This is a genomic window from Rhizobium sp. SVR5-9E, assembly GCF_056755095.1.
Genome location: NZ_JBNDHS010000023.1, coordinates 46,026 through 71,186, shown reverse-complemented (window position 1 = coordinate 71,186; position 25,161 = coordinate 46,026). Strand labels below are relative to the sequence as shown.

Annotated in this window: 25 protein-coding genes and 1 pseudogene; 20 read left to right on the top strand and 6 right to left on the bottom strand. The window is 60.2% G+C overall.

Annotated features, from left to right (window positions below):
- The 10 genes from ACPYOJ_RS13635 to ACPYOJ_RS13590 form a co-directional block, all read left to right on the top strand.
- Window positions 1-627: glycine betaine ABC transporter substrate-binding protein (locus ACPYOJ_RS13635; RefSeq protein WP_481416721.1), on the top strand; the 627-nt coding region annotated here is incomplete at its 5' end.
- 81 nt (window positions 628-708) lie between these two features.
- Window positions 709-1,554 (top strand): choline ABC transporter permease subunit, encoded by an 846-nt coding sequence (gene choW, locus ACPYOJ_RS13630; protein ID WP_168830435.1) that lies wholly within the window; start codon window positions 709-711, stop codon window positions 1,552-1,554.
- On the top strand, window positions 1,551-2,600 hold the full coding sequence (choV, locus tag ACPYOJ_RS13625) for a choline ABC transporter ATP-binding protein (protein ID WP_481416720.1): 1,050 nt from the start codon (window positions 1,551-1,553) through the stop codon (window positions 2,598-2,600). Before choW ends, choV begins: the two co-directional genes overlap by 4 nt.
- 32 nt (window positions 2,601-2,632) lie before the next feature.
- The gene (locus tag ACPYOJ_RS13620) at window positions 2,633-3,373 is read left to right on the top strand and encodes a HugZ family pyridoxamine 5'-phosphate oxidase (RefSeq protein WP_481416719.1); all 741 of its coding nucleotides are present in this window, start codon (window positions 2,633-2,635) and stop codon (window positions 3,371-3,373) included.
- A gap of 122 nt (window positions 3,374-3,495) precedes the next feature.
- Complete coding sequence (locus tag ACPYOJ_RS13615; RefSeq protein ID WP_168830432.1) at window positions 3,496-3,813, top strand: ArsR/SmtB family transcription factor; 318 nt, start codon at window positions 3,496-3,498, stop codon at window positions 3,811-3,813.
- 327 nt (window positions 3,814-4,140) lie between these two features.
- Window positions 4,141-5,466, top strand: a complete 1,326-nt coding sequence (gene aptA / locus ACPYOJ_RS13610; protein ID WP_481416718.1) for an omega-aminotransferase AptA — start codon at window positions 4,141-4,143, stop codon at window positions 5,464-5,466.
- Window positions 5,467-5,716: 250 nt separating this feature from the next.
- Window positions 5,717-6,823, top strand: a complete 1,107-nt coding sequence (locus tag ACPYOJ_RS13605; RefSeq protein WP_481416717.1) for a branched-chain amino acid ABC transporter substrate-binding protein — start codon at window positions 5,717-5,719, stop codon at window positions 6,821-6,823.
- Window positions 6,824-6,952: 129 nt separating this feature from the next.
- Complete coding sequence (ade, locus tag ACPYOJ_RS13600) at window positions 6,953-8,650, top strand: adenine deaminase (RefSeq protein WP_481416716.1); 1,698 nt, start codon at window positions 6,953-6,955, stop codon at window positions 8,648-8,650.
- 56 nt (window positions 8,651-8,706) lie between these two features.
- Window positions 8,707-8,907, top strand: coding sequence for a hypothetical protein (locus ACPYOJ_RS13595; RefSeq protein WP_481416715.1), 201 nt, complete (start codon window positions 8,707-8,709; stop codon window positions 8,905-8,907).
- The gene (locus ACPYOJ_RS13590; RefSeq protein WP_481416714.1) at window positions 8,904-9,158 is read left to right on the top strand and encodes a ParE family toxin-like protein; all 255 of its coding nucleotides are present in this window, start codon (window positions 8,904-8,906) and stop codon (window positions 9,156-9,158) included. Before ACPYOJ_RS13595 ends, ACPYOJ_RS13590 begins: the two co-directional genes overlap by 4 nt.
- Before the next feature lie 19 nt (window positions 9,159-9,177).
- On the opposite strand, the gene bglA is transcribed toward ACPYOJ_RS13590, so the two are convergent.
- Window positions 9,178-10,833 carry a beta-galactosidase BglA gene (gene bglA, locus ACPYOJ_RS13585; RefSeq protein WP_481416713.1) on the bottom strand — a complete coding sequence of 552 codons (1,656 nt, stop codon included), beginning with the start codon at window positions 10,831-10,833 and terminating at the stop codon, window positions 9,178-9,180.
- 267 nt (window positions 10,834-11,100) lie between these two features.
- On the opposite strand from bglA, the gene ACPYOJ_RS13580 reads away from it, so the two are divergent.
- The 8 genes from ACPYOJ_RS13580 to ACPYOJ_RS13545 all read left to right on the top strand — a co-directional run bounded on the left by ACPYOJ_RS13580 (window position 11,101) and on the right by ACPYOJ_RS13545 (window position 19,357).
- Window positions 11,101-12,681 carry a peptide ABC transporter substrate-binding protein gene (locus ACPYOJ_RS13580; protein ID WP_481416712.1) on the top strand — a complete coding sequence of 527 codons (1,581 nt, stop codon included), beginning with the start codon at window positions 11,101-11,103 and terminating at the stop codon, window positions 12,679-12,681.
- A 48-nt stretch (window positions 12,682-12,729) separates the two neighbouring features.
- A complete protein-coding gene (locus ACPYOJ_RS13575; protein ID WP_168830424.1) occupies window positions 12,730-13,653 on the top strand; it encodes an ABC transporter permease subunit in 924 nt (307 codons plus the stop codon).
- Window positions 13,650-14,567 carry an ABC transporter permease subunit gene (locus tag ACPYOJ_RS13570; protein ID WP_481416711.1) on the top strand — a complete coding sequence of 306 codons (918 nt, stop codon included), beginning with the start codon at window positions 13,650-13,652 and terminating at the stop codon, window positions 14,565-14,567. The genes ACPYOJ_RS13575 and ACPYOJ_RS13570 overlap by 4 nt, the downstream gene beginning before the upstream one ends.
- 1 nt (window position 14,568) lies before the next feature.
- Complete coding sequence (locus ACPYOJ_RS13565) at window positions 14,569-15,576, top strand: ABC transporter ATP-binding protein (protein ID WP_481416710.1); 1,008 nt, start codon at window positions 14,569-14,571, stop codon at window positions 15,574-15,576.
- The gene (locus tag ACPYOJ_RS13560; protein ID WP_168830421.1) at window positions 15,569-16,552 is read left to right on the top strand and encodes an ABC transporter ATP-binding protein; all 984 of its coding nucleotides are present in this window, start codon (window positions 15,569-15,571) and stop codon (window positions 16,550-16,552) included. Before ACPYOJ_RS13565 ends, ACPYOJ_RS13560 begins: the two co-directional genes overlap by 8 nt.
- A gap of 139 nt (window positions 16,553-16,691) precedes the next feature.
- Window positions 16,692-17,039, top strand: a complete 348-nt coding sequence (locus ACPYOJ_RS13555) for a hypothetical protein (RefSeq protein WP_481416709.1) — start codon at window positions 16,692-16,694, stop codon at window positions 17,037-17,039.
- 85 nt (window positions 17,040-17,124) lie between these two features.
- Window positions 17,125-18,036 (top strand): sugar kinase, encoded by a 912-nt coding sequence (locus tag ACPYOJ_RS13550; protein WP_481416708.1) that lies wholly within the window; start codon window positions 17,125-17,127, stop codon window positions 18,034-18,036.
- Window positions 18,037-18,175: 139 nt separating this feature from the next.
- Window positions 18,176-19,357: a glycosyltransferase family 4 protein gene (locus ACPYOJ_RS13545; protein ID WP_481416707.1), complete on the top strand. Its 1,182-nt coding sequence runs from the start codon at window positions 18,176-18,178 to the stop codon at window positions 19,355-19,357.
- A gap of 5 nt (window positions 19,358-19,362) precedes the next feature.
- Here the strand turns inward: ACPYOJ_RS13545 and ACPYOJ_RS13540 are convergent, their stop codons facing one another.
- Window positions 19,363-20,376 (bottom strand): alpha/beta hydrolase, encoded by a 1,014-nt coding sequence (locus ACPYOJ_RS13540; RefSeq protein WP_481416706.1) that lies wholly within the window; start codon window positions 20,374-20,376, stop codon window positions 19,363-19,365.
- A 163-nt stretch (window positions 20,377-20,539) separates the two neighbouring features.
- On the opposite strand from ACPYOJ_RS13540, the gene ACPYOJ_RS13535 reads away from it, so the two are divergent.
- A complete protein-coding gene (locus tag ACPYOJ_RS13535) occupies window positions 20,540-20,980 on the top strand; it encodes a MarR family winged helix-turn-helix transcriptional regulator (RefSeq protein WP_481416705.1) in 441 nt (146 codons plus the stop codon).
- Between the two features lie 132 nt (window positions 20,981-21,112).
- Here the strand turns inward: ACPYOJ_RS13535 and ACPYOJ_RS13530 are convergent.
- Window positions 21,113-21,355 (bottom strand): annotated as a pseudogene (locus tag ACPYOJ_RS13530) (hypothetical protein); the annotation flags it as partial.
- Between the two features lie 309 nt (window positions 21,356-21,664).
- Here ACPYOJ_RS13530 and ACPYOJ_RS13525 point away from each other — a divergent pair.
- Window positions 21,665-22,102 carry a hypothetical protein gene (locus ACPYOJ_RS13525; protein WP_168830415.1) on the top strand — a complete coding sequence of 146 codons (438 nt, stop codon included), beginning with the start codon at window positions 21,665-21,667 and terminating at the stop codon, window positions 22,100-22,102.
- Window positions 22,103-22,260: 158 nt separating this feature from the next.
- On the opposite strand, the gene der is transcribed toward ACPYOJ_RS13525, so the two are convergent.
- The 3 genes from der to ACPYOJ_RS13510 form a co-directional block, all read right to left on the bottom strand.
- On the bottom strand, window positions 22,261-23,679 hold the full coding sequence (der, locus tag ACPYOJ_RS13520) for a ribosome biogenesis GTPase Der (protein ID WP_481416704.1): 1,419 nt from the start codon (window positions 23,677-23,679) through the stop codon (window positions 22,261-22,263).
- A gap of 15 nt (window positions 23,680-23,694) precedes the next feature.
- On the bottom strand, window positions 23,695-24,378 hold the full coding sequence (locus ACPYOJ_RS13515) for a tetratricopeptide repeat protein (RefSeq protein ID WP_481416703.1): 684 nt from the start codon (window positions 24,376-24,378) through the stop codon (window positions 23,695-23,697).
- Window positions 24,379-24,479: 101 nt separating this feature from the next.
- The gene (locus ACPYOJ_RS13510) at window positions 24,480-25,064 is read right to left on the bottom strand and encodes an NnrU family protein (protein ID WP_481416702.1); all 585 of its coding nucleotides are present in this window, start codon (window positions 25,062-25,064) and stop codon (window positions 24,480-24,482) included.
- Window positions 25,065-25,161: the final 97 nt, after the last annotated feature.

Below are 25,161 nucleotides of genomic sequence, written 5' to 3'. Positions count from 1 at the left end.
CCGAACTTGGTCGGCGCGAAGTACACGCTCGCGACCAACGCCAAGGGCGCTGAACTCGGCATCAAGGACTTCAAGGATATCGCCGCCCACAAGGATGACCTGGACGGCAAGATCTACGGCATCGAGCCCGGCAACGACGGAAACCGCCTCATCCTCGACATGATCGACAAGAACATGTTCGACATGAAGAGCGTCGAACTGGTCGAATCCTCCGAACAGGGCATGCTGGCCCAGGTCGCCCGGGCGGATAAGGAAGGCAAGCCAGTGGTTTTCCTCGGCTGGGAGCCCCATCCGATGAACAGCAACTTCAAGCTCACCTACCTCGCTGGCGGTGACGACGTCTTCGGCCCCGACTTCGGCGGCGCCAAGGTCTTCACCAATGTCCGGGCCGGTTATTTCGGCGACTGCCCGAACGCCGGCGCGCTGATCAAGAACCTGGTTTTCACGCTCGACATGGAAAACCAGATCATGGGCAAGATCATGAATGACAGCGAAGAGCCGGAGAAAGCGGCGACGGAATGGCTGAAGGCCAATCCATCGGCGCTGGAGCCCTGGCTCTCTGGTGTCAAGACGCGCGATGGCAGCGGTGATGGCCTTGCGGCCGTCAAGAAAAGCCTCGGTCTCTGACGATGACGCAAACGGGGCAGCGGATTCTGCCCCGTTTCCATCCTCATTGCGATCTGTTGCTCTTTTTGGATAGGCGAGCCCTTGAACTGGATTACCGACGCTAAAATTCCGATTGGTCCTTGGGCCAAGTCCTTTGTGGATTGGCTGACAACCAACGCTGATTGGTTCTTCAACCAGCTCGCCTCCCTGTTATCGCACGTCATCGACGCGCTACTCTTCGTGTTGCAGGCGCCGAACCCCTTGATCGTCATCGTCGCGATCGGTGCGATTGCATGGTGGCTGCGGCGGTCGGTCACCGTTGCCGTCTTTACCTGTCTCGGCCTGCTGCTCATCATGAACCAGGGCTACTGGAAGGAAACCACGGAGACGCTTGCGCTCGTTCTCGCCTCAACCTTCGTGAGCATGATCGTCGGCATTCCGCTTGGCATCGCGGCTGCGCGCCGCGCCTGGGTCTATTCGGTGCTGCGCCCGGTTCTCGATCTGATGCAGACCATTCCAACTTTCGTCTATCTGATCCCGGCGCTGATCCTCTTCGGCCTCGGCATGGTTCCGGGTTTGATCGCAACCGTCATCTTCGCGATCCCCGCGCCTATCCGCCTCACGCGTCTCGGCATCATCTCCACGCCGCCTTCGCTTGTCGAAGCAGCTGAATCCTTTGGCGCGACGCCGATGCAGGTGCTTAGAAAGGTCGAACTTCCCTTCGCCACGCCGCAGATCATGGCGGGCCTCACTCAGACGATCATGTTGTCGCTATCGATGGTGGTCATCGCTGCGCTCGTCGGTGCCGACGGGTTGGGCGTACCGGTGGTGCGCGCGCTCAATACCGTCAACGTCGCCAAGGGCTTCGAAGCCGGTCTCTGCATCGTCATCCTGGCAATCATTCTCGACCGCATGTTCCGCACCGCGGGTGAAGGAGATGGCGCATGACCTCGGTCCGCTTCGACAATGTCAGCATCATCTTCGGTGACAAGCCGGAAACCGCACTCCCGCTCGTCGATCAGGGAAAAACCCGCGACGAGATCGGCGCCTCGACCGGCCTGGTGCTGGGCGTCGCCGATGCCTCGCTCACCGTCGAGGAAGGCGAAATCCTTGTGCTCATGGGGCTTTCCGGCTCGGGCAAATCGACACTGCTGCGCGCGGTCAACGGCCTCGCACCGGTGGTGCGGGGCGGGGTTTCGGTGCAAACCGCGAATGGCCCGGTCAGCCCTTATAAATGCAGCCCGAAAGCGCTGCGCGATCTGCGCATGCACACCGTCTCCATGGTGTTCCAGCAGTTTGCCTTGCTGCCTTGGCGGACCGTTTCGGACAATGTCGGCTTCGGCCTCGAACTTGCCGGAGTCCCGGAGGCCGAACGCAAGAAGCGCGTCGGCGAACAACTGGAACTCGTCAACCTGACGAAATGGGCGAACCGCAAGGTCAACGAGCTTTCAGGCGGCATGCAGCAGCGCGTCGGCCTCGCACGTGCCTTTGCCACGGGCGCGCCGATCCTGCTGATGGATGAACCGTTCTCTGCGCTCGATCCGCTCATCCGCACCCGCCTGCAGGACGAGCTGCTTGAGTTCCAGCGGCGCCTGAAAAAGACGATCCTCTTCGTCAGCCATGACCTGGACGAGGCCTTCCGCATCGGCAACCGCATCGCCATCATGGAGGGCGGCCGCATCATCCAGTGCGGTACGCCGCAGGACATCGTGAAAAATCCGGCGGACCAGTACGTCGCGGACTTCGTGCAGCACATGAACCCGATCACGATGCTGACCGCGAAGGACGTCATGCAGCCTGGCCTCAGCCATGCCGCGGGATCGACCGTCAGCGCCACGGCACGCGCCGAAACGCCGCTCGTCGATATTCTCGACGCCCTCGCCCGCCAGCCCGGCAGCATTGGTGTCGTCGACAACGGCGCGGTCATCGGCACGATTTCGGCACAGGATATCGTCAGCGGCCTGACCCGCCACCGGCGCAAAGAACAGGCTTGATCCTCCCATCCGCTTCCGTCAGAAAAGTGGACATGAAAGATAGAGCTTCGGTTTTGCGGGAGACGGACGACGAAGCCCGCACGCTTGCCCGCGTCCTGCTGCGCGGCGCGCGCTACGGCAGCCTCGCGGTCCTCGATCCCGGGACCGGCTTTCCCGTCGCAAGCCGTGTGCTGCTGGGCACCGATATCGACGGCGTTCCCGTCATTCTCGTTTCGGCGTTGTCGGCGCATACGAAAGCGCTCGACGCCGATCCGCGCTCATCTCTCTTGACCGGCGAGCCGGGCAGTGGCGATCCGCTAACGCATCCGAGGCTCACCACCCAATGCATAGCCGAGCCGGTTGAAAGAGAAAGCGCGGTTCATGATCGCATTCGTACGCGCTTCCTCGACCGGCATGCGAAGGCTAAGCTCTACATCGATTTCGCGGACTCCCGCTTCTTCCGCCTTGTGCCGCAATCGGCGAGCCTCAACGGCGGTTTTGGCCGCGCCTATATTCTGGAAGGTGCCGATCTGGTGATTCTTTCAGCGGCCAACGAAGCCGTCGCCGCTCAAGCACAGCGAATAGTGCAAGATTTACTAGAGCGGGATCCCAATCTATCCGAGGCGCTTGCAAGGCTGTTTAAGGGGCCATATGGCGCGGCATGGCGCATATGCGGAGTAGATTGCGGCGGGTTCGACGCAATTTCCGGTGATTTGCTTAGACGTTGTGAATTCAAGGCACCCGTCGACGACCCGGCGGACATTGTGTCACATATATCTAAAACAGCATACTAGATACGTGAAATTTAGGTATATACAATCTTCTGAGCGACTTGCTAGTTTTTGCAGGTCCAGCCCCAGCCCCTTAACGCCCTGTGCCTGCACGGATATGCGATTCGCCTAGGAAGAATGTAATTATGGAAACTATCGATTTGTCAGACCACTCTAACGCCGCGGCCGCCCTTCTGTCAGCGATGGCGAATCCCAAGCGCCTCCTGATCCTCTGCAGCCTCGTCAAAGGTGAAATTCCTGTCGGCGTACTTGCGACGCAAGTTGGTCTTAGCCAGTCTGCCCTTTCGCAGCACCTCTCGAAGCTCCGAGCACAAAAACTGGTAAAGACGCGCCGCGACGCCCAGACCATTTACTACTCGAGCAACTCGGAACCGGTAATGAAGATACTGGCGACGCTCGAGGATATCTATGCGGTACAGGACCGCAGCAGATCCGCAGCCTGATACTTAGCGCAGACATAATGTCCGCCATAAAGCCGTGCCGACAAAGGGATGTATCCGGAATGGCACGGTAAGCAGTATTTCAGCACGATAGGATTTTCTTGGACCGGCAAGTTCCCGCTTGCCGGTCTTGTTTGTTTTCACGTGAGCCCACGACCCGCCGGAAGCCACACTCCTTCCCGGGGTACCTTGTGCACCGACCATTGGGAATACCGCATAAGAGACGACTACCGTGGCTTGACGCCCCAAGAAGCCCTGATACTTTGACCGGACAGTAAAAATATGGGTTCAAACCCCTCGGGAACAGCTCGCCGCAGCCAGGAGAACAGCATGTCCAATCGCCTCAATACACCAAACGATCTTCGCGCCTTCTGGATGCCGTTTACGGCAAACCGGCAATTCAAGAAGGAACCGCGCCTGTTCGTCAGCGCCAAGGACATGTACTACACGACGCATGATGGCCGTCAGGTTCTCGACGGCACTGCTGGCCTCTGGTGTGTCAATGCCGGCCACTGCCGTCCCAAGATCACCGAGGCGATCCGCGAACAGGCCGGTGAACTCGACTATGCCCCGGCCTTCCAGCTCGGCCACCCCAAGGCCTTCGAACTGGCAAATCGCCTTGTCGACATCGCGCCGGAAGGCATGAACCACGTTCTTTATACCAACTCAGGGTCCGAGTCCGTCGAGACCGCGCTCAAGGTGGCCCTCGCCTATCATCGCGTGAAAGGCAATGGCTCACGCTTCCGCCTGATCGGCCGCGAACGCGGCTATCACGGCGTCAACTTCGGCGGCATCTCCGTCGGCGGCATTGTCTCCAACCGCAAGATGTTCGGCACGCTGCTGACCGGCGTCGACCACATGCCGCACACCCACCTGCCGGGCAAGAACCAGTTCACACGCGGCGAACCTGAGCATGGCGGCGATATCGCAACCGAGCTGGAACGCATTGTTACGCTACACGACGCTTCGACAATTGCCGCCGTCATCGTTGAGCCGGTCGCCGGCTCGACCGGCGTTCTTATTCCGCCGAAGGGCTACCTGCAGAAGCTGCGCGAAATCTGCACCAAGCACGGCATTCTGCTGATCTTCGACGAAGTCATCACCGGCTTCGGCCGTCTCGGCGCCCCCTTCGCGGCTCAATATTACGACGTCAAGCCGGACATGATCACGACCGCCAAGGGCCTGACCAACGGCGTGATCCCAATGGGCGCCGTCTTCGTGACCTCGGAAATCCACGACGTGTTCATGAGCGGCCCGGAGCATATGATCGAGTTCTTCCATGGTTACACCTATTCCGGTAACCCGATCGCGTCTGCAGCGGCTCTCGCAACGCTCGACACCTACAAGGAAGAAGGACTGCTCACCCGCGCTGCCGAACTCTCGGACTACTGGGCCGACGCCCTTCACTCGCTGAAGGATTGCCCGAACGTCATCGACATCCGCAACACCGGCCTGATCGGCGCAATCGAGCTCGATCCGATCGCCGGCCAGCCGACCAAGCGTGCCTTCACCGCCTTCCTGAGAGCCTATGAAAACGGACTGCTGATCCGCACGACCGGCGACATCATCGCGCTGTCTCCCCCGCTCATCATCGAGAAGAAGCATATCGACGAGCTCTTCGGAAAACTGCGCGAAATTCTGCAAAACAACATCTAAATTGAAGATTTCGCGGCCCGCAGCGTCCGGATCGGACGATTGCGGGCCGCTTTTTGTTATTTCCTTGCGGAATCTCAGCAAAATTCATAGAGAATTGCGCTGCATCCTTCGAAGCCAAACGTGGCCGGATGGACGCATTGACCGCACCGTAACCGTCGTCCATTGGCGCACCCCTTGGGGTTATTGAACGAACTGGTTTCGCTGTCGCGGCAGTCATCGCGGGCGCAAGCCCCACCCAAGGAGAGAGAAAATGAATCTGAAGACTTTGACTGGCGCGACCTTTGTCGCATCGCTGGCCTTTGCGCCACTTGCCCATGCCGATATCACCATCGGCCTCATCGCGCCGCTGACCGGTCCGGTTGCCGCCTATGGCGACCAGGTGAAGAACGGCGCGCAGACGGCCGTTGACGAGATCAACAAGAAAGGCGGCATTCTCGGCGAAAAGGTTGTCCTGAAGACCGCCGATGACGCGGGTGAGCCGAAGCAGGGCGTTTCCGCCGCAAACCAGCTCGTCGGCGAAGGCATTCGCTTCGTCGTCGGCCCCGTGACATCCGGCGTCGCCATTCCGGCTTCCGACGTTCTGGCCGAAAACGGCATCCTGATGGTGACCCCGACGGCGACCGCACCGGACCTCACCAAGCGCGGCCTGACCAACATTCTGCGGACCTGCGGCCGCGACGACCAACAAGCCGAAGTTGCCGCTCAATACGTCCTGAAGAATTTCAAGGACAAGCGCATCGCCATCATCAATGACAAGGGCGCTTATGGCAAAGGCCTCGCTGATGCCTTCAAGGCGACACTGAACGCCGGCGGCATCAAGGAAGTAATCGACGACGCGGTCACCCCCGGCGACAAGGATTTCAGCGCGCTCACCACCCGTCTGAAGGCCGAGAAGGTCGATGTCGTCTACTTCGGCGGCTACCATCCGGAAGGCGGCCTGCTGGCCCGCCAGCTGGCCGACCTTGCCGTCAAGGCGACGATCATCGGCGGTGACGGGCTGTCGAACACCGAATTCTGGAACATCGGAACGGAAGCTGCCGCAGGCACGGTCTTCACCAACGCCTCCGATGCGACGAAGAGCCCGGATTCGAAGGCCGCTTCCGATGCGCTCGCAGCCAAGAACATCCCGGCGGAAGCCTTTACGCTGAACGCCTATGCCGCCGTGGAAGTCTTGAAGGCCGGCATCGAGAAGGCAGGCAGCGCCGAGGATGCCGAAGCTGTTGCAACCGCCCTCAAGAGCGGCGAGCCCGTCGCAACCGCAATCGGCAAACTCACCTATGGCGAAACCGGCGACCTCACCTCGCAGAGCTTCTCGCTCTACAAGTGGGAAGGCGGCAAGATCGTACCGGCCGAATAAGGGCTGATATCGGTATTTTCGCGAACGGGCGCCTGTCGGCGCCCGTTTTCGTTTGTGGAGCAGCCTGTTTATGTCATTTTGTCCAGCACATCGGCTATAACGGGCGCATAACCCGAAGTGAGGATGCCCATGACCACCAACCTCGAACGCCTCATCGATCAGGGCACGGGCCGGATCCCGGCCGATATCGTCCTGAAGGGCGGACGGTTCTTTGAACTCGTAACCGGCGAACTGGTCGAATCCGACATCGCCATCGGCGGCGATCGTATCGTCGGCACATGCGGGACATATGAGGGCACAACCGAGATCGACATCTCAGGCAAGATCGTCGTTCCGGGCTTCATTGACACCCACCTGCACATCGAGTCCTCGCTCGTGACGCCACATGAATTCGACCGCTGCGTCCTGCCCTACGGCGTCACCACGGCCATCTGCGATCCGCACGAAATCGCCAATGTGCTGGGCGAGGAAGGCATCCGCTTCTTTCTCGATTCATCGCTTGAGACGATCATGGACATCCGCGTCCAGCTCTCCTCCTGCGTTCCCGCCACACACCTCGAAACATCGGGCGCCGATCTGCCGATCGGAAAGCTTCTGCCCTTCCGCGGCCATCCCAAAGTTATCGGCCTTGCCGAGTTCATGAATTTTCCCGGCGTGATCCATAAGGATCCGGTCTGCATGGAAAAACTCGAAGCCTTCCAGGGCGGCCATATTGACGGTCACGCGCCGCTTCTGCGCGGCATGAACCTCAACGGCTATCTCTCAGCAGGGATCCGGACGGAACACGAGTGCACCACGGCAGCGGAAGCCCTCGAAAAAATCCGCAAGGGCATGCACATCCTGGTGCGTGAAGGCTCGGTCTCGAAGGACCTGCATGCGCTGATGCCGATCATCACCGAGCGTCTGTCGCCCTATCTGGCGCTCTGCACCGACGACCGCAATCCGCTCGACATCGCCGAACAGGGCCACCTCGATTACATGATCCGCACCGCAATCGCCAATGGCGTAGAACCGCTGGCGATCTACCGGGCCGCCTCGATCTCCGCCGCCCGCGCCTTCGGGCTGATGGATCGCGGCCTTGTCGCTCCCGGTTGGCGGGCCGATCTCGCCGTCATCGACAGTCTTGAGCGCTGCAAGGCGGAAATCGTCTTTTCCGCAGGCCGCCGCGTTTCGGACGAACTCTTCGCCACCCGCAAGCCGGTCGCGCCGATTGGCCTCGACAGCGTCAAGGCACGGCCCGTTCAGGCCATGCATTTCGGCGTTCCGGTCGCGGAGGGCGAAACACCGGTGATCGGTGTCACGCCCGGCAAAATCATCACCGAATTCCGCCGCCATCGCCTTCCTGTGAAGGGCAACCAGACCGATATCGACCTGGTGAACGATATCATCAAGGTCGCGGTCATCGAGCGCCACGGCAAGAACGGCAACCACGCCAATGGCTTCGTCCAGGGCTTTGGCTTGAAGAAAGGGGCGATAGCCTCGACCGTTGGTCATGACAGCCACAATATCTGCGTCGTCGGCGTCGACGAGGATGATATGGCACTCGCCGCCAACCGCCTCGGAGAAATCAAGGGCGGCTTCGTCGTCGCGGAGGGCGGCAAGGTCACCGCCGAAATCGCGCTCCCCGTCGCCGGGTTGATGAGCCTCGAACCCTACGAGAAAGTCCGCGACACCCTCCACCATCTCCGCCAGGCTGCCTTCGCACTCGGCGCCACGCTCGAAGAACCGTTCCTCCAGCTCGCCTTCCTGCCGCTGCCGGTGATCCCGCATCTGAAGATTTCTGACAGGGGCATGGTGGACGTGGACCGGTTCGTTTTGATCGGGTGACATATGTTGGCAAATGCAAAGCGAGCGCTTAATTAAAGGGTTCGGAGGAACTACTCATGACGAAGCTTGAACAGATTGAGAAATCCGTCAGCGAACTTGGACCCAAGGAGTTCGAAGCCTTTTCTGCATGGTTCGAAGCCCTTCAGGCGGAACGTTGGGACAGGCAGATCGAAGCAGATGCTGTCAGCGGGAAGCTCGATCATCTTGCAGACAAAGCGCTGGCCGACTTTCGTATGGGAAAGACGCGCGAGCTTTGAAACACCACGCCACCGCTGACTTCTGGAAAGCATACGATGGCTTGCCGGAGCGAGTCCGAAAGGTAGCCGACGAGAGTTTTGCTCTACTTAAATCGAATCCGAAGCACCCGTCTTTGCATTTCAAGAACGTGGGACGTTTCTGGTCCGCGCGCATTGGCAGTTCATGGAGAGCTTTGGCTGTCAGAGATGGAGATGACTTCATCTGGTGGTGGATCGGCTCACACGGGGACTACGACAAGCTGCTGAAGTAGACGCAGGGTTGCGTTCGAGCTATTCGAGATAATTGCTTATTCCTCCACAAAACATATCCAGCGCTCCGAGCTTCACAGTTCCCGCCGCGACAATGTCGCCGCCGGTACCCGGCATGTCGACCGGCTCGCCGAGCTTCATACCGGTGGGCAGCCGGAACTCCACCGGTTCTCGCGTCAGGTTGAACACGAAGAGCAGTTTCTCTGCGCCCTTCCCGCGTGTGAATGTCAGAAGATCCTTGTTGGTCCCGACGAATTCCATGTCGCCGTCGATGAGCGCCGGATACCGCTTCCGGAATTCCAGTGTCCGCCGATAGTGCGTGAGCACGGAGTCGGCGTCTGCAATCTGCGTATCGACGGAAAGGGCAGCCTGCTCGTAAGGAACCGGCAGCCAGCTTTTCTCCGCCGAGGTGAACCCCGCATGCGCCTTGCCGGCTTCCCAGGGTATTGGCGTCCGGCACCCGTCGCGGCCCTTGAAGGCGGGCCAGAAGCGGATGCCGTAGGGATCGCGCAGATCCTCGAATGCAAGCTCCGCTTCGGGTAATCCGAGCTCTTCTCCCTGGTAGAGGCAAATCGAGCCGCGCAGCGCCGCAAGCACCGAAATCGCCAGCTTGGCGATCAGCGGCCGCTCTTCCACGGTCCTTGAGAACCGGCTCACATGGCGTTGGACATCATGGTTGGAGAAGGCCCAGCAAACCCAACCGTCGACGACCATACTCTGAAAGCTTTCGACGCAATTGCGGATATGTGCGGCCGTGAAATCCGGACCGAGCAGATCGAAGGTGTAGCACATGTGGAGCTTGTCGCCGCCGGCCGTATAAGCAGCGACAGTCTTCAGCGACCGCGCCCCGTCGCCCACCTCTCCGACCGTCGTTCGCGCCTCATACTGATTGAGCAGGCCACGCAAACGCTTCAGGAATCCAAGATTTTCCGGCTGCGTCTTGTCGTAGAGATGGTTCTGCATGCCGTAGGGATTGCTATCGGGCGCATCGAGGCCACCGTCGCTGACATCCGGCTCATGAGGCGGATTGTCACGAAGCAGCCTGTCGCAGAAGTAGTAGTTGACCGTATCGAGCCGGAAGCCGTCGACGCCGCGATCGAGCCAGAACTTCACCGTCTTCAACACTGCTTCCTGCACCTCCTTGTTATGGAAGTTCAAGTCGGGCTGCGACGTCAGGAAATTGTGCTGGTAGTATTGACGCCGCACCCCGTCCCATTCCCAGCCCGGCCCACCGAAGATCGAAAGCCAGTTGTTAGGCGCCGTGCCGTCGCGCTTCGGATCGGACCAGACGTACCAGTCCGCCTTGGGATTCGTTCGGCTGGAGCGGCTCTCCACAAACCACGGATGCTGGTCGGACGTATGCGAGATCACCTGGTCGATGATGACTTTCAAGCCCAGCGAATGGGCGGCAGCCATCATCTCATCGAAATCGGCAAGCGTCCCGAAGATCGGATCGACATCGCAATAGTCCGAAACGTCATAGCCCATGTCCGCCATCGGCGACTTGAAGAACGGCGCGAGCCAGATCGCGTCGACGCCGAGGCTGGCGATATGCGGGAGGCGACGGGTAATGCCCTTCAGGTCGCCGAGGCCGTCACCGTTCGTGTCTTGAAACGAGCGTGGATAAACCTGATAGATAACCGCCCCTCGCCACCAGTCCGCTGCCTGAATTGCCATTTGCCGGATCTCCCGTATCGTTAGAAGGCCCACAGACTAAAGCCCGGAAAACAAAAAACAACTGCACCAGCGACCTCTTTTGGGAGAGACGCGGACGGCAAAGCAAATGCCGCTCACGGGCTTGTCCACATGTCGATCGACGCTCGGTAATTGGGGGTTGCAACGCCAAGCCTTTGGGATAAGCTGCGTTTGACTTGCACGTAACAGGTCAAAACCGGGAAAAAATCACTAAGAATAGGCGAAAAAGCCTAGAAAGGTGGGGCCATCATGAACCATTTAACGAAAAAATTTCTAGCTTCGGCAATGCTTGGCACATTGCTGGCGTTCTCGGCCCATGCGGCCACGCTCAACATCCATAACGGCGGCGATCCTACGTCGCTCGATCCGCAAAAGCTGTCCGGCGACTGGGAGAATCGCATTGCCGGCGACATCTTTGAAGGCCTGGTCACTGAAGACGCCAAGGATAATCCGATTCCCGGCCAAGCCGAAAGCTGGAAGATTTCCGACGACGGCAAGGTCTACACCTTCAAGCTTCGTGACGGGATCAAATGGTCGGATGGCCAGCCGGTAACGGCCGGAGACTTCGTCTTCGCCTTCCAGCGCCTCGTCGACCCGAAGAACGCCGCCGACTACGCCTATCTCCAGTTCACCATCAAGAACGCGGAAAAGATCAACAAGGGCGAGATCACCGATCCCAACCAGCTCGGCGTCAAGGCAATCGACGACAAGACGCTGGAAATCACCCTCGAAAACCCCACCCCCTACTTCATCAACGCCCTGATGCACTACACGGCCTATCCGCTGCCGAAGCATGTGGTCGAAGCCAAGGGGCAGGATTGGGTGAAGATCGGCAACATCGTCACCAACGGCCCCTACAAGCCGGTTGAGTGGGTTCCGGGCTCTCACGTCACCACCGTCAAGAACGACCAGTATTACGGCGTGAAGGATCTCAAGATCGACGGCGCGAAATTCTTCGTGCTCGAGGACCAGGAAGCCGCGCTGAAGCGCTATCGCGCCGGCGAGTTCGACATCCTCACCGACTTCCCGACCGACCAGTACGAGTGGATGAAGAAGAACCTGCCGGGCCAGGCGCACGTGGCGCCGTTCTCCGGCCTCTACTACTACGTCATCAATTCCGCCAAGCCGCCCTTCAGCGACAAGCGCGTCCGCCAGGCTCTCTCCATGGCGATCAACCGCGAAGTCATCGGCCCGCAGATCCTCGGAACCGGCGAACTGCCGGCCTATTCCTGGGTCCCGCCGGGCACGGCAAACTATGGCGAGCCGGCGTACGTGTCCTGGAAGGACATGCCCTACAAGGACAAGGTCGAAGAAGCCAAGAAGCTTCTCAAGGAAGCCGGCTTCGGTCCTGACCACCCGCTGACGGCTGAGCTGAAGTACAACACCAACGACAACCACAAGCGCATCGCCGTGGCGATCGCCTCCATGTGGAAGCCGCTGGGCGTCAATGTCGAGCTCGTCAACGCCGAAACCAAGGTGCACTACGACCAGCTGCAGCGCGGCGAAGTGCAGATCGGCCGCGCCGGATGGCTCGCCGACTACAATGACCCGGACAACTTCCTGAACCTGCTCGTCACCGGCGTTCAGATGAACTACGGCCGCTGGTCGAATCCGGAATATGACAAGCTGATCAAGGACGGTAATGCTCAGAGCGACCTGACGAAGCGGGCCGAACTCTTCAAGAAGGCCGAGCAGATCGCACTGGATGATTCCGCCGCCCTTCCGATCTACTACTACGTCTCCAAGAACGTCGTCTCGCCGAAGATAGACGGCTTCGTCGACAACGTGCAGGACATCCACCGCACGCGCTGGCTGTCGATGAAAGAGTAAGGAAAAACGGCCCTTCCCGCCGCTTGCGGGAAGGGCCGGTCCACGCCCATGATCAAATATGCACTCCGTCGTCTGCTGTCGACGATCCCTGTCCTCTGGATCGCCGTCACAGCCTGCTTTTTCACTTTGCGCCTTGCCCCCGGCGGTCCCTTCGATAGCGAAAGACCGTTGCCGCCGGTGATCCTGAAGAACCTTGCGGCCCACTACAATCTGGATAAGCCGCTGATCCAGCAATACCTGATCTATGTCGGCGATCTCTTGAGAGGCGATCTCGGCCCTTCTTTTGCCAGCGAAGATTTCACGGTCGCGCAGCAGATCATGCTCGGCCTGCCCTACACATTCACGATTGGTACCGCCGCTTTTCTGCTCGCCATCCTCGTCGGCATCACTGCAGGCTGTCTTGGAGCCCTTTATCAGAACCGCGCTCCGGACTACTGGCTGGGTGCAATGGTGCTCGTTGGCGTCGTGCTGCCTAACTTCCTCATCGCCCCCATTCTGCAGCTTGTCTTCGGTATTCATCTCGGCTGGTTTCCCGTCGGCGGTTGGGGTGACGGATCGATCAAATTTCTCATTCTGCCGATCATCGTTCTTGCGCTGCCGCATGCGGGGCGCATCTCGCGTATCACCCGTGGCTCGATGATCGAGGTCATGAACCAGAACTTCATCCGCACCGCCAAGTCGAAAGGCATCGGCCCGCGTCTCACCATCATGCGGCATGCGCTGAAACCTGCCATGATGCCGGTCGTTTCCTATCTCGGGCCGGCGGCCAGCTACCTTCTCACCGGCTCGCTGGTTGTCGAAAGCATCTTCGGATTGCCCGGCATCGGCCGCTATTTCGTCAATGCAGCCCTGAACCGCGACTACGGCATGGTTCTTGGAACGGTCATCTTCTACATGGTGCTGATCGTGTTCCTCAACCTTCTCGTCGACATCGCCTATGCGTGGCTCGATCCGAAAGTGAGAAACAGATGATCCTCAACCCCGCAAAACGGGAACTGCTCGCCGCCGAGCTGCTGGAAGCCGAGGGCCTTGCGCCAGAGGGCCGTTCGCTGACCAGGGATGCGCTCAGGCGCCTGTCGCGCAACAAGGCCGCGGTGATCTCCATCGCCGTGCTGGTGCTGCTCGTCCTCGTCGCCTTCCTCGGCCCCTATGTCATTCCCTTCAACTATGAAGATCCGGACTGGGCCGCCTTTCGCATTCCACCGTCGATCGAAACCGGACACTATTTCGGCACCGATCCGAACGGCCGCGACCTGCTGGCCCGCACGCTTTACGGTACCCGCGTTTCGTTAGCGGTCGCCGTGACGGCGACCCTGGTCTCCGTCGTCATCGGCGTGCTCTACGGCGCCATCTCCGGCTATATCGGCGGCAAGCTGGATGCGGTCATGATGCGCTTCGTCGACATCATGTATGCGCTTCCCTATATCCTCTTCGTCATCCTGCTGATGGTGATCTTCGGCCGCAACGTCTATCTGCTGTTTGCAGCGATCGGCGCACTGGAATGGCTGACGATGGCCCGCATCGTGCGCGGCCAGACACTGTCGATCAAGCAGCGGGAATTCATTGAGGCCGCCCGCGCCTCCGGGCAGCGGCCGTTCAAGATTATCCTGAAGCACATCATTCCAAACCTCGTCGGCCCGGTTGTCATTTTCGCGGCACTGACGGTTCCCGAAATCATCGCCACGGAGAGCTTCCTCTCCTATCTCGGCTTCGGCGTCCAGGAGCCGCTGACATCGCTCGGCACGCTGATTGCCGAAGGCACGGATGCCATGGAGAGCATGCCCTGGCTGCTGATCTTCCCGGCGAGCTTCCTCGTCGCACTGTTGCTCGGCCTGCTCTTCATCGGCGATGGCCTGCGCGACGCGTTCGACCCGAAGGATCGCTGATATGCCCCAGGAAACGAAGACTGACGTCCTTCTCGAACTCAAGGATTACGCGATCACCTTCAAGACGCCTGACGGCGAGGTGAAAGCCGTGTCCAACATGAACCTCATGATCAAGCGCGGCGAGCGCATCGCGATCGTTGGCGAGTCCGGCTCGGGCAAGAGCCAGACCTTCCTGGGGATCATGGGACTGCTCGCGAAGAACGGCAAGACCACCGGCCAGGCTCTGCTTGAAGGCAAGGATGTGCTATCGCTGAAGCCGCGCGAACTCGATCGGGTGCGCGGCAAGGACATGGCCATGGTGTTCCAGGATCCCATGACCGCCTTGAACCCGTCTCTCAAGATTTCCCGGCAACTGACGGAACAGCTTGAGATTCACCGCGGCTTCACGGCCCGCGCCGCCTCCGCCGAGGCGCTCGATATGCTAAGACGTGTTGGCATTCCCGACCCTGCCCGCCGCTTTAATCTCTTTCCGCACGAACTGTCGGGCGGCATGCGCCAGCGCATCGTGATTGCCATGGCGCTGCTTACGAAACCGAAGCTCCTGATCGCTGACGAGCCGACGACGGCGCTCGATGTCACGATACAGGCGCAAATCCTCGATCTCTTCAACGATCTGACGGCCGAGATGAATACGGCGCTGGCGATGATCACCCACGATCTCGGCGTCGTCGCGGGCCTCGCCGATCGCGTGGCGGTCATGTATGCGGGGCGCATCGTCGAGGAAGCACCCGTGGACGAGCTCTTCGAAAATCCGGCGCATCCTTATACGGCCGCGTTGCATGCCGCGATCCCGCGCCCCGACCAGGACGTCGACCAGCTCGTCGTCATTCCCGGCAGGCCGCCGAATCTGCAGCACCTGCCGAAGGGCTGCAACTTCTCCCCGCGCTGTCCCAAGGTTGAGGAAGACTGTATCGATCGTCCCCCGCCGCTCGAAACGCTGGCGCCGCAGCACTGCGCCGCTTGTTTCCACCCCTTCCCGCGCACGGAGGAGCTCTTGAATCATGTCTGAGCGATCGCTTCTGAGGGTCGAAAACCTGACGACCCAGTTTGAACTGCCCGCGAAGGGCTTCTTCAAGCCGCCGCTGGTCCTGACCGCCGTCAACAATGTCAGCTTCGACCTCAAGGAAGGCCGCACGCTCGGTATCGTCGGTGAATCCGGTTGCGGCAAATCCACCCTCGGCCGGTCCATCCTGCGACTGTTGAAGTCGCAGAACGGCCGCATCCTCTGGCAGGGCCGCAATCTTCTCGATCTTTCCGAAGAGGAAATGCGTGCCGCGCGCCGCGACATGCAGATCATCTTCCAGGATCCGATCGCCTCGCTCGATCCGCGCATGACCGTGGGCGACATTATTGCCGAACCACTGACCGTCTTCGAACCGAAACTCAACAAGGCACAGAGACTGGAGCGCGTGCGCGAAATCATGAGCGCCGTCGGTCTCGTGCCGGAAATGATCAATCGGTACCCGCATGAGTTTTCCGGCGGCCAGGCGCAGCGCATCGGCATTGCCCGCGCCGTCGTCACAAGGCCGAAGCTAATCATTTGCGACGAGCCCGTCTCGGCGCTCGACGTCTCGATCCAGGGCCAGGTCATCACGTTGCTGCGCAAGCTCCGCAAGGAATTCGGCCTGACGCTGATCTTCATCAGCCATGACCTCTCCGTCGTCCGGTTGATTTCAGACGACGTGCTGGTGCTCTATCTCGGCAAGGTCGTGGAAGCCGGCGATTGCCAGACGGTGTTCGAAAGGCCTGCGCATCCCTATACGCAGGCCTTGTTTTCGGCCGCACCGATCCCCGACCCGAAGCTTGCCCGCCAGCGTACGCGCATCCGCCTGCAAGGCGATCCGCCCTCACCTCTCAACCCGCCGAAAGGTTGTGTCTTCTCGCCGCGCTGCTGGAAGGCGACGGACATCTGCCGCACCGAAATGCCACCGACCGAACAGGTGCGGCCAAATCAAACGGCGGCCTGCTACCACATGGATCGATAGCTACGCGTCTAAATGGCTAGGTCGCTGGCGACATGCGACCTAGGTCCAATGCGCCCTTCCGAGCGGAACAATTTGAGCGCCGGGGCAGTTGTTTTTGCGTAGTGCGCGGGGTCTGGATAGGGCGCGAAAGGAGAACAAAATGCTCAAACTGATTGCCAAGACTGGCCTCGTACTGGCACTCACTCTCAGCGGCGTGGCAGCGCCGATATCCTTTGCTCAGGCTCAGGACCTTCAGTTCCGCATCGGTCCCGATGGCGTCCGTATCTATGATCGCGACCGCGATCGATACGATCGATACGATCGCTACCCTGACTACCGCAGAGGCTGCAGCCCGCGCGAGGCAGTGATGGCCGCTCGTGACTCCGGATTACGCCGTGCGGAGGTCGTTCGTGTTACGGACCGCAGCGTAACGGTTCGTGGCTGGACGCGTTATGGTCCCGACCGTATCGTCTTCGCCAACCGTCGCGGCTGCCCAGAAATCGGCTAAGGTTGCCTCGCCAACAGGCGTGTCAGCGCTTGCCTCCAAACGCCTGTCCGCGTAATCAGCAAACACGGAATTTCAGGAGGCAACTTTGGGCGGACGTTTTCTGTCGATCGGCGAATGCATGGTGGAGCTTTCTCAGGCAGGCCGCGGCCTGCTGAGAAAGGGCTTCGCCGGCGATACCTTCAATACCGCCTGGTACGCGCGTGCCTGCATGCAGCCGTCTTGGAACGTCGACTATTTCACGGCGCTCGGCGACGATGCGATGTCGGAGGAAATGATCGCGTTCTTCAAAGACGCGGGCATCGGCACCGGCTTTATCCGCCGTATCAGGGGCAAGGCGCCGGGTCTCTACATGATCAGCCTGAAGGACGGGGAGCGCTCCTTCAGTTACTGGCGCGACAACTCGGCAGCCAAGCTCCTCGCCGCCGATCCCGATCGCCTGCGCGAAGCCATCGAAGCATCGGACGTGGTGTATTTCTCAGGCATCACGCTGGCGATCCTGCCGCGCGAAGATGCCGACACGCTGCTGGCTGAAACCCGTCGCGCCAAGGCGGCCGGCAAGTTCGTCGTCTTCGATCCGAACATCCGCCCGCGCCTCTGGTCGAGCTACGACGTCATGCACACGACCATCAGCGAAGGCGCCCGCTCCTCCAGCCTCGTCATGCCGAGCTTCGATGACGAAGCCTCGCATTTCGGTGACGATTCCATCGAAGCCACCATCCGCCGCTACCGCGCTCTCGGCGCGCCAAACGTCCTGATCAAGAATGGTGCGGAAGGCGCGACCCTGAACTTCGCTGGCCAGGAAAGCTTCGTGCCCGCCGAAAAGGTCGAGACCGTCGTCGATACAACCAGCGCCGGCGACAGCTTCAACGGCTCCTTCCTTTCAAAATATCTCGATACGAAGGATGCGGTAGCCAGCGCGCATTTTGCGGCGAAAATCGCCGCTCGGGTCATCGGCGAACATGGGGCGCTGGTGGCGAAGGACAAGCTCGGTCTATAGGCAACAGCCGAAAGCCGTCCTGTAATAAATCCATCATGGAAAAGCCTCAAAATAGGCATGCGGGAATCACGTTCCGTATGCCCGCCGGGGTTAAAGCCGCCGCAATCCCATCCGGTGCGGCGTGGATGGAAAACAGGACATGCTGCAACGTCCGTCGAAAAGCTATAGCGGCGAGGCCTGGGCGAATGCTGCGCCGGGAAGCCTGCCGGAGCGGCTGGTGATCGTCACCGACGCATGGCATCCGCAAGTGAACGGCGTCGTACGCTCGATCGAAAACACCAACCGCGAACTTGCGAAACTAGGGGTCGAGGTGTCGATGGTGACGCCCGAGCGCTTCAACAGCTTTCCCTGCCCGACCTATCCGGAAATTCGTCTCTCGATCGCCAATTACAGCCGCGTTGCCCGCGAGATCGAAAACCACAACCCGTCCTATGTGCATATCGCCACCGAAGGCCCGCTCGGCCTGACGGCACGGCGCTGGTGCATCAAGAACCGCATGCCGTTCTCCACGAGCTATCATACGCGTTTTCCAGAATATGTTTCGGCCCGCCTCCCCGTGCCGAAGAGTTGGCTCTATGCCTTCGTGAGATGGTTCCACAATTCCGGCGCCGGCTGCATGGTGGCAACCCCTAGCCTTGCGCGCGAGCTGTCCGAAAAGGGCATCCGCAACTTGATGCCCTGGAGCCGCGGCATCGACGCCACGCAGTTCCGACCGGCGGAGCTGGAAGAGCGGCCGTTCGGCCTGCCACGCCCGATCTTCATGACCGTCGGCCGCGTTGCGCTGGAAAAGAACCTGCCGGCCTTTCTCGACCTCGACCTGCCCGGCTCAAAAGTCGTCGTCGGCGATGGCCCTGCCCGGGTCGAGCTGGAGAAGCGCTATCCCGATGTGCTGTTCACCGGGCTTAAATTCGGCGAACAGCTCGCCAGCATCTACGCACAGGCCGATGTTTTCGTCTTTCCGTCGCAGACCGACACGTTCGGCAACACGATCCTGGAAGCGCTGGCCTGCGGCGTTCCGGTTGCCGCCTACCCCGTCACCGGCCCACTCGACATCATCGGCGAGGATGGTGAAGTCGGCGCGTTGAACGAGGACCTGCGGACCGCCTGCCTCGCCGCCCTTTCGGCGTCGCGTGAAAAGGCGCGTGAACTTTCGCTGCAATATTCCTGGGAAGCGGCAACGCAGCAGTTCATCAACAATATCCGCGCCGCCAATGGCGTCATCACGCCGAAATGGAAAAAGGCCTGGCAGTTTGCCGCCAAGTCGCTTCCGAAAAACAGGAAGCCCGGCGAAACCGCCGGGCCTCTCTCTTCCGGAACCTGAGCCTTCTATTTGTGCAAGGCGCTGCGAAGCGTATCGTTGGCGAGCTTGATCGCGCCACGGACGGCCGGCGTTTCGCTGATGGCATTCAGAAGCACGAAATCATGGATCGTGCCGTTAAAGCGGACCGATGTGACGTTCACGCCGGCCTGCGACAGCTTACGGGCATAGGCCTCGCCTTCGTCGCGCAACACGTCGTTCTCATCGACGATGATGAGTGCCGACGGCAGGCCGTTCAGCTGTTCCAGCGATGCCTGCAGCGGCGATGCCGTCGGCTCCTTGCGCTTGGCTTCGTCCGGCAAATAAGCATTCCAGAACCACTTCATGGCTTCCTTCGTCAGCCAGGGTCCATTGGCAAACTCATTATAGGAGCCGGTCTCGAAGTTGGCGTCGGTAACAGGGTAGAAGAGGATCTGCTGGCCGATCGCGGGACCGCCGCGCTCCTTGGCAAGAAGCGTTACGGCAGCCGTCATGTTGCCGCCGACGCTATCGCCAACGACAGCCAAACGGCTCGTATCGACCTTGAACTCCTTGGCATGCTCCGCGACATATTTGGTGGCGGCATAGGCCTGCTCGATTGCGATCGGATATCGGGCCTCCGGCGAGCGCTCGTAATCGACGAAGACAACCGCCGCATCGGCACCATTGGCAATCTCGCGAACGAGGCGGTCATGCGTATCAGCATCGCCGAGCACCCAGCCGCCGCCATGGAAATACATAACGACAGGCAGCGTACCCTTGGCGTTTTCCGGACGAACGATCCGAAGCTTGATGCTGCCGGTCGGGCCGGCCTTGATGACCTTGTTCTCAATGGACGCCGGAAGCTTCTTCACGTCGATCTTCTGCGCGCCTGCCAGAACGTCGCGAGCATCAGTAGGCGACAGCGTGTAGATCGGCTTGCTGCCGGCAAGCGCATCGATGAATTTCTGCGTCGTCGGTTCGAGCACCGGATCGGCAGCGGCGCCAAGGGTCGAGGCTGCCAGGATGGTTGCTGCTGAAAGTGTGGTCTTGATGGTCGACATCGTCTTGTCCTCTCGGGTTGCGGTTCGTCCTGAACACGCCTATTTATATCGCGAACGATTATTTATTGAGCAACCTATACTTTGGGCATAGCTGCCATGCATACAAAAGCGCTTCCGATTCTTTATCGTACGATGTAAGTTTATGCATTTTCGGAGACAGGCCATGAATGACTACCAGCTGAAACTCGACGGTTCCATCTGTTTCGCCATATACACGGCCGGCCACGCGATGAATCGCGTCTACAAGCCGTTGCTGGACGCGCTTGGCCTAACCTACCCGCAATACCTGGTAATGGTCTCGCTCTGGCAGGAAGACGGACAGACCGTCGGCGGCCTTGGTGAAAAGCTCTTCCTGGAATCGAGCACTCTCACCCCGCTGCTGAAGCGCCTCGAAGCCGCTGGCTATATCCGTCGCGACCGCAGCAAGGTGGATGAACGCGTCGTCATTGCCCGCCTGAGCGACGAAGGGATCAGACTGAAGGAGAAAGCCGCCGCGATCCCGAACTGCATCGCAAATGCTACCGGCCGGGATGCAACCGGTCTTGCGCGCCTGGAAGCCGAGATCGTGGCGCTGCGTGAGGCGCTGAACAAGAGCGCAGTTTGACTACTCGGCGGCAGCTGTCACCAGTTTCGGCTTTTGGATCGAGGCGGATGTTGCCCCGACGGTCCCCTGAGATGGAACTCCCAGGTTCCTGCCAGCACTCTCAATGGAGGAGAACGCCCCGGTCGGCGCTTGGGCCGTCGGGCAGCCGTCCCGCAGTTTCCGCCACGTCAGGACATTCAGGTTCATTTCGCAGCGAGCGAGATAAGACACTTCGCCTACCCTGATGCAGGCGATCTGGCCAAGGGTGTATTTCGAGCCGTCCTTATTGCGGCAGGCGCAACGCACCTCCGGCTCTGCCGCAGTAGCGCTATCGGCAGCCACGGCGGCGGCTGCCAGCAACAACATTGCCACCAGTTTGGCGTGCCGGCGTTCCATTCGCTAAGCATAGCGCAAATTGGAAGCAACGAGAACGCGCGGCGACGGCCATCCTCGCGCCCGCCCTTGTGCAGATCTATTCCAGTTCACTTTATACTTGAGCCTTCAGAACAAGTCCTGCGGTCCATTTCAGTCACCGCGCCTTTGCATCGCCGCTTCCCGCAATAGAGCTGCGCAGAAGGGGTTCCAACTACACAAAATAGCCGCCGGTTATCATCGTGATTGGACTTCCGCGGCGGCAAGAGTCAATCTTACGTCAGGGCAAGAAGTAAGGGGGCGAAGCAGCCATCGTCTGAAACGGAGGCAGAAATGAAACATCAGGCGCTTGACCAACTGCGTACTGTCGCAAATGTCAACCAAGACCATATGCGCGCACCGATGTCGCGTCGGGACCGTCTGCTACGCTGGGCAGAAGTTCTCGAGCAGTTTCCCAACCGGCACCTCTCGACACTTCACCAGACAGAGTATCAGTCAGAAGCCGGACGCGAAATCATGCGCGCCGACAACTCACCGATCACCGTCGCTTTCAAGGATCCTGTGCTGCGTGCGGCCGGGATGGAAAACGACACTTATGGTGAAGCGAAGCGGTTCTTCGAGTTGACCGACAGGGAACTGCACAAGGTCATCTGCTACTGCCACTTCGGCGCCACGGTGAATGCCGCGACGGCCGCCCGGCACATCCGCTCTTTCGCGACTGAAGGAAAGCGGAGCATGTTCGAGCGATTCCGGACGACGTTCCTCGAGTAGGGTCGCCGAGGTTTCGAAGGATCATTGCCGAAGCGGCTCGTGCCGCAAGGACTGTCATGGAATGGACGCTGCTGCTGGCCGTTTGCTCGGCATCAGCAGCTCCAGGCGTTTGCCATGTGCATAGCCTGCGCATGGCATAAACGCACAGCTGCCGAGCCTTAGCGCTTCTTCCTCGACTCGTAGGGATTGTCCGGCGAGCGGTAGTGGATGCGGATTGGCACGCTCGGCATGTCGAAATCCTCGCGCAATCCATTGATCAGGTAGCGCGTGTAGGATTCCGGCAGCGCGTCGGAACGCGTGCAGGAAATCATGAATGCCGGTGGACGGGCTTTCACCTGCGTCATGTACTTCAGTTTGATACGCCGGCCGGAAACAGCCGGAGGCGGATGTTGAACCTGCTGCTGTTCGAGCCACCTATTCAAGCGCGCCGTCGAAATGCGCTTGTTCCAGACCTTGTCTGTATCGATGATCGACTGCATAAGCTTGTCGAGACCACGGCCCGTCTGTCCGGAAATCGGTACGGCGCGGATACCGCGAGCCTGCGGCAGCAGCCGGTCGGTCTTCTCGCGCAGGTCGGCGAGGACCACTTGCGGGTCCTCGATCATATCCCACTTGTTGAAGGCGAGTACCGCAGCGCGGCCTTCGCGCAGCACCAGATCGACGATGTGCAGATCCTGCTTTTCGAAGGGGATCGTTGCGTCGAAAACGATGACGACGAGTTCGGCAAAGCGGATCGCCCGCAAGGTATCGGCAACGGAAAGCTTTTCCAGCTTTTCGATGACCTTCGCCTTGCGGCGCATGCCGGCGGTGTCGAACATCTTGATCGTGCGGCCGCGCCAATCCCATTCGACGGAGATGGAATCGCGCGTGATGCCTGCTTCCGGACCGGTCAGCAGCCGGTCTTCTCCGAGAAAGCGGTTGATGAGCGTCGACTTGCCGGCGTTCGGGCGCCCGACGATCGCAACGCGCAGCGGCTTCGTGTCGTCGTAGACCGGCTCCTCGTCGTCCTCGCTGTCGACGCCCGTCTGCGGCACATCCACGTCGGTGACGGCAACGTCTTCCTTCGGCGGAAAGGCGCGCTCCTCGCCGAGCGCTGCCACGATCGCATCGCGCAAGTCGAGCATGCCCTGCCCGTGCTCGGCGGAAATCGGCGTCGGCTCGCCGAGCCCTAACGAAAAGGCATCGTAGAAGCCGCTGTCCGAGCCCCGCGCTTCGGCTTTATTGGCGACGAGCACGACCGGCTTGCCGCGGCGGCGCAGCATTTCGGCAAGCGCCGTATCGACCGGCGTCAGGCCCGTCTTTGCATCGACGACGAAAAGCGAAAGGTCCGCATCATCGATTGCCGCTTCCGTCTGCGCACGCATGCGGCCTTGAAGGCTTTCGGCGTCCGCCTCTTCCAGACCGGCAGTGTCGACGATCGTGAACTTGAGATCGACGAGCCGCGCATCGCCCGGACGGCGGTCGCGGGTGACGCCCGGCGTATCATCGACGAGCGCCAGCTTCTTTCCAACCAGGCGGTTGAAAAGCGTCGACTTGCCGACATTCGGGCGACCGACGATGGCGACCGTGAAGCTCATTATAGATCCTTAGTTTCAGCCTTGAGCAGCTGGTGCCTTGCCGGATGCGGTGATGTTATCAAGCATCATCTGGGCGCGGTTTGCAACGTTGCGCGGGCTGGCGGCATCGTCGGCGATCGCCTGGAACCACTGACGGGCCTGCGCCATGTTGCCTGCCTTATAGGCAGCAAGGCCGAGCGCTTCGCGCGCCGAGTGACGGAAGGCGCTTGCCGGAATGGCCAACTCTTCGACGGCTGCAGAAACCTGCTCATAGGTGCCGTTGTCGATCAGCAGCCATCCCGCGCGAATCTTCGCGGCATCGCGGACAGCTTCCGGAACGGCCTGATCCTTGCCGATCGCTTCGAAGGCGGCGACGGCGGCGGCGGTGTCGCCCTTCTGTGCCTGGACGGTCGCCGCACGCATGCGCGCGAGAACCGGATAGGCGCCGTGGCCATCCTTTTCCAGTTTTGCGAGAGCGGCAAGCGCTTCGTCGCTCTTGTTCTCGTCGGCAAGCTTCATGGCCGCCAGGAACTGATCGCCGGTGCCGGAAGACTGGTTCTCGTCCCAGTATTCATAGGCCACCTTCGCAGCCGTCCCGAGCACGATCAGAACAGCGGCGGCGATGACATACCGGCCGAACCTGTGCCACGCGCTCTTCATCTGGTCGGAACGAAGTTCCTCGTTGACTTCACGGATGAAGCTGTCGTCGTTGAATACCATTCTCGTCTCCGGCGCGGATAAGCCCAGTCCATGCGTTCCCGCATATTCTGCGGCCTTCTACTCCATTTTGCAGCACTTGTAAGGGGGATGCCAAAGATTCGTCACATAGCGAGCGGCGAAACGCCGATCAGCCACTCGTGCACCCTCCAGATCAACAACGCCCAGGCAATGGCGCCGATGACGATGGCGTAGAGATCGAACTTGCCGGAAACGAAGGGCCGGAGCTTCAGCTCGCCTGCCCGCTGGCGCCGCTTCAGCGAGATACGGAGAATGACGCCCCAGGCAAGGAAGGCACCAAACAGCAGCACCGACGAGGTCTCGCCGTTCGCCAAAAGATGCGCGAATGCCCAGATCTTCACCGACAGCACCATCGGATGCTTTGTCTTGACCGCAATGTGACCCGCGGGGAGCAGCGAGGCGGCAAGACAGATCAGCGCGATCAGCATCAGGGTGATGGCGATATGCGCCATCCACACCGGCGGATTGTACAGCATGCCGGTTACCTGCCGCGCCTGGCCGAACCCGTAGATCAGCACGATCAGCGACAGAATGCTTGCGACCGAGTAGGCGATCCTCCAGCCGTTCTCTCCGAGACTTGCGATCATCGATTGGCGAAATCCGGGCGCGATCACCCTCACCAGATGGAGCCCGAGAAAAAGTATGATGCCGATGATAAGCAATGCCATGGCGCGTCTCCTGTCCGTTTACCGAGGCTTAGCGGCAGCTGTCGAAAAACGCCAGCGAGACCGCAGCTTTGCCGCAATTCTGTAACAGGAAAACCGC